Source organism: Bradyrhizobium sp. P2_E8 (assembly GCF_056403875.1).
The window spans coordinates 1-4,564 of sequence record NZ_JBFUES010000626.1; the positions used below are offsets into that span (position 1 = coordinate 1).

The following is a 4,564-nucleotide window of genomic DNA, read 5'->3' on the forward strand; positions in this document are numbered from 1 at the left end:
AAGGACTATCTCGACGTCATGAACGCGGTCGGCACCATCCCCGAATTCGAGTGCTTCGACGTCGGCATCGTGCGCTGCGTCGGCATGTACACTCAGGTCGGCATGTACAAGGGCCCGCTCGAATATAACTTCGTGATGGGCGTCGCGTCCGGCATGCCGTCGGACCCCGACCTGCTGCCGATCCTGATCAAGCTGAAGCGCCCCGAAGCGCATTGGCAGGTCACGGCGATCGGCCGCGAAGAGATCTGGCCGCTGCACCAGCGCTGCGCCGAGCTCGGCGGCCATCTGCGTACCGGTCTCGAAGACACCTTCTATCTCGCCGACGGCACAAAGGTGACGTCGAACGGCCAGCTGATCGAAGCCGTCGCCGCCTGTGCCCGCCGCGCCGGCCGCGAGATCGCAAGCCCCGCCGAGGCGCGGAAGATTTTTGGGACGAATCGGTAAGCCACACTCCGTCATTCCGGGATGGCCCGAAGGGCCAGGCCCGGAATCCATAATCACGATCGGGAATATGGATTCCGGGCTCGCGCTACGCGCGCCCTGGAATGACGAGCAGGAGCAACAATGCCTACAATCGAAAACACCATTTCCCCCGGCTGCACCGCCTACCACGCCAACCGCGACGGCATGCTGGGCTTGATCGACCGCATGCGCACGCTGGAAGAGCGCACGCGGGCGGCGTCGGCCGCGGCAAAGGATCGTTTCCACAAGCGCGGCCAGCTGCTGCCGCGCGAACGCGTGGCTCTGGTGCTCGATCCCGGCGCACCCTTCATCGAGCTGTCGACGCTCGCCGGCTACATGTTCGACGTGCCGGATGCGAACAAGAGCGTGCCGGGCGGCGGCGTCATCGCCGGCATCGGTTTCGTCTCGGGCATCCGCTGCATGGTCAGCGCCAGCGATTCCGGCATCGACGCCGGCGCGCTGCAACCTTTCGGCCTCGACAAGACGCTGCGGGTGCAGGAACTCGCGCTGGAGAACAAGCTGCCTTACGTGCAGCTGGTCGAAAGCGCCGGTGCCAATTTGCTGCGCTACCGCGTCGAGGATTTCGTCCGCGGTGGCAACATCTTTCGCAATCTTGCACGGCTCTCGGCGGCGGGACTGCCGGTCGTGACCGTCACGCACGGATCGTCCACCGCGGGCGGTGCCTATCAAACGGGCCTGTCCGACTACATCGTCATGGTGCGTGGCCGCACCCGCGCCTTCCTCGCAGGTCCCCCGCTGCTGAAAGCCGCAACCGGCGAGATCGCGACCGAGGAAGAGCTCGGCGGCGCCGAGATGCATACCCAGGTCTCCGGCCTCGGTGATTACCTCGCCGAGGACGATCGCGACGCGCTGCGCATCGCGCGCGAGATCATGGCGGCGCTGGAGTGGGAGCGGCCGGGCAGGGCGGCTCTTCAATTCAAGCCGCCGCGCTACGACCAGGACGAGCTTCTCGGCATCATGCCAATGGACCACAAGCGCCCCGTGGACATGAAGCAGGTGATTGCCCGCATCGTCGACGATTCCGACTTCACCGAGATGGCGCCGAATTACGGCCCCGCCACCGTGTGCGGCCATGCCCGCATCGAGGGCCAGGCCATCGGCATCATCACCAACAACGGTCCGCTCGATCCTGATGGCGCCAACAAGGCGACGCATTTCATCCAGGCCTGCTGCCAGACCCGCACGCCGATCCTCTATCTGAACAACACCACCGGCTACATGGTCGGCAAGGCCTATGAAGAAGCCGGCATGATCAAGCACGGCTCGAAGATGATCCAGGCGGTGACGTCGGCGACGGTGCCTCAGATCACCATCTATTGCGGCGCCTCGTTCGGCGCCGGCAATTACGGCATGTGCGGGCGCGGCTTCCATCCGCGCTTCTGCTTCTCCTGGCCCAACGCCAAGACCGCGGTGATGGGCGGCGAGCAGGCCGCCGAGACCATGGCCATCGTGACAGAGGCTGCCGCCGCGCGTCGCGGCAAGCCGATCGAGAAGGACAAGCTCGATGCCATGAAGGCGCAGATCGTCGGCGTGTTCGACGGCCAGATGGACGTGTTCTCCACGAGTGCGCGCGTGCTCGACGACGGCGTGATCGATCCGCGCGACACCCGCGCGGTGCTGTCGGAGGTGCTCGCGATCTGCCGCGAGGGCGACGCACGCACGCTCCAGCGCATGCAGTTCTCGGTGGCCCGGCCATGAGGAACGGATCAGTGCAGCACCGGCCGTTCTTCAGGGTTCTGGTCGCCAATCGCGGCGAGATCGCGCTGCGCGTGATGCGCAGCGCGCGGAAGCTCGGCCTCGGCGTCGTTGCAGTCTATTCCGACGCCGATCGCGATGCGCTGCATGTGCGGCAGGCCGATCAGGCCGTGCGCATCGGCGAGGCGCTGCCGGCGCAATCCTATCTCAACATTCCCGCGATCATTGCCGCGGCGAAAGCCAGCGGCGCGGATGCCGTCCATCCCGGCTACGGTTTCCTCGCCGAGAACGAGGACTTTGCGCAGGCCTGCAAGGATGCCGGTCTCGTCTTTATCGGCCCGTCGCCGCAGGCGATCGAGGCGATGGGCAACAAGGCCGGCGCCAAGGAGATCATGCGGAAGGCCGGCGTGCCGTGCGTGCCCGGCTATCAGGGCACCGAGCAGGGCGACGAGGTCATGCTCGCGGAAGCCAAGAAGATCGGCTTCCCCGTGATGATCAAGGCGGTCGCCGGTGGCGGCGGCCGCGGCATGCGGCTCGTGACCGATGCGGCGTCGTTCCCCGATGCGTTGCGCAGCGCGCGGTCGGAAGCCAAGGCTGCGTTCGGCGATCCCACGGTTATCCTCGAGCGCGCGATCCGGAATCCCCGGCACATCGAGATCCAGGTGTTCGGCGACAGCCACGGCAACGCCATTCATCTCGGCGAGCGTGACTGCTCCGTGCAGCGCCGGCACCAGAAGCTCATCGAGGAGGCACCGTCGCCGGCAGTCACGCCGGAGCTGCGTGCGAAAATGGGCGAGGTCGCAGTCGCCGCGGTGAGGGCATTGCGTTACGAGGGTGCCGGCACGCTGGAATTCCTGCTCGATGCCAGCGGCGAGTTCTACTTCATGGAGATGAACACGCGCCTGCAGGTCGAGCATCCCGTGACCGAAGCCATCACCGGGCTCGATCTCGTCGAGCTGCAGCTGCGCGTCGCGCGCGGCGAGCCGCTGCCGGTGAAGCAGCAGGATATCCGCTTCGTCGGCCATGCCATCGAGGTCCGGCTGTGCTCGGAAGATGCCGCGCACGATTTCATGCCGCAGTCCGGCCGCATGGCGCGCTGGCAGGTGCCTGACAGCATCCGCGTCGAGCATGCGCTGCAATCGGGCGCGGAGATCCCGCCGTTCTACGATTCGATGATCGCCAAGGTGGTCAGTCATGGTGCCACACGCGAGGAGGCGAGGGGACGGCTGATCGTCGGCCTGGAGCAGCTCACCGCCTTCGGCGTGACCACCAACCAGGCTTTCCTGATGGCGTGCCTGCGTCACCCCGGCTTTGCCAGGGGCGAGGTGACGACGGCGTTCATCGGCGCACATCGCGACGAACTGTTGGCGCCATCGGCGAATGCTGCATTCGATACGGCGCTGGCGGGCCTGCTGCTCTACGTCACAAATCCGCGCGCGCCGTCATGGAGAGGGGGGCGGAGCCTGTCGGCAACGTTCCCTCTGCCCGCCAAATTCGAGATCGCCGGCCACGGGCATGAGCTCGAAGTCACCCGCGAGCGCGACGGCAGCTACACCGTCGCCGCCGATGGCCGGCAGGACAGGTTCGAGATCGACCAGCTCGATCCCGACGCCATCCGCTTCCGCCACGATGGTGTGATGGACAGCGCCAAAKTCCTGCGCGAGGGTGACCGGCTCTATCTCCAGCACCGCGGCATCCCGCTCGCAGTGACTGATCTCACCCTCGCCGCGCCGAAGGCCGCTGCGAGCAACGGCGGCGACGGCAAGGTTCGCGCCGCCCTGAACGGCCGCGTCGTCGCCGTGCTGGTCAAGCCCGGCGACCGCGTCGCCGCCGGCCAGCCGGTGCTGACGCTGGAAGCGATGAAGATGGAGCATATCCACAAGGCCGGCATCGACGGCGTCGTCGCCGCGATCGACGTTGCCGAAGGCGAGCAGGTCACGACGGGACGGATCGTGGTGGAGATCGGGGCGGGGTAGCGCGGCAAGTTCGTCATTGCGAGCGCACGAAGCAATCCTGGTATCTCTCCGCGGCGATAGTCTGGATTGCTTCGCTGCGCTCGCAATGACGATGTGGAGACAGTGTTGCCTCAAACTCTGCTCGTCGTCCCGGCCTAGTGCGCAATTGCGCACGGGAGCCGGGACGACGTTATGGGGTTCGCCCCGTCCCCTCATTCAGCAAGCACGCCACCTGATGTCCGGCGCCCGCATCCATCAGCGCCGGCCGCTCGATCTTGCATCGGTCCATCGCAAACCGGCAGCGGGTGTGGAACGCGCAGCCTGATGGCGGATTGACCGGGCTCGGCACGTCGCCATCGACCAGCGGCGCGAGCTTCTTTGCGAGCGGGTTGGCAACCGGCACGGAGGCGAGCAGGGCCTGCGTGTAGGGA

General features: G+C 66.5%; 4 protein-coding genes. 3 read left to right on the top strand and 1 reads right to left on the bottom strand.

Going from position 1 to position 4,564, the window contains the following annotated elements; translation table 11 throughout:
• The 3 genes from AC1D00_RS28190 to AC1D00_RS28200 all read left to right on the top strand — a co-directional run.
• On the top strand, window positions 1-444 hold a 444-nt coding region (locus AC1D00_RS28190; RefSeq protein ID WP_477012908.1), incomplete at its 5' end, for a beta-keto acid cleavage family enzyme.
• A gap of 120 nt (window positions 445-564) precedes the next feature.
• Window positions 565-2,181: an acyl-CoA carboxylase subunit beta gene (locus AC1D00_RS28195; RefSeq protein ID WP_477012909.1), complete on the top strand. Its 1,617-nt coding sequence runs from the start codon at window positions 565-567 to the stop codon at window positions 2,179-2,181.
• Window positions 2,178-4,154 (top strand): acetyl/propionyl/methylcrotonyl-CoA carboxylase subunit alpha, encoded by a 1,977-nt coding sequence (locus tag AC1D00_RS28200; protein ID WP_477012910.1) that lies wholly within the window; start codon window positions 2,178-2,180, stop codon window positions 4,152-4,154. The genes AC1D00_RS28195 and AC1D00_RS28200 overlap by 4 nt, the downstream gene beginning before the upstream one ends.
• Window positions 4,155-4,323: 169 nt before the next feature.
• Here the strand turns inward: AC1D00_RS28200 and AC1D00_RS28205 are convergent.
• The coding region (locus AC1D00_RS28205) for an oligopeptide/dipeptide ABC transporter ATP-binding protein (protein WP_477012911.1) at window positions 4,324-4,564 on the bottom strand (241 nt) is incomplete at its 5' end.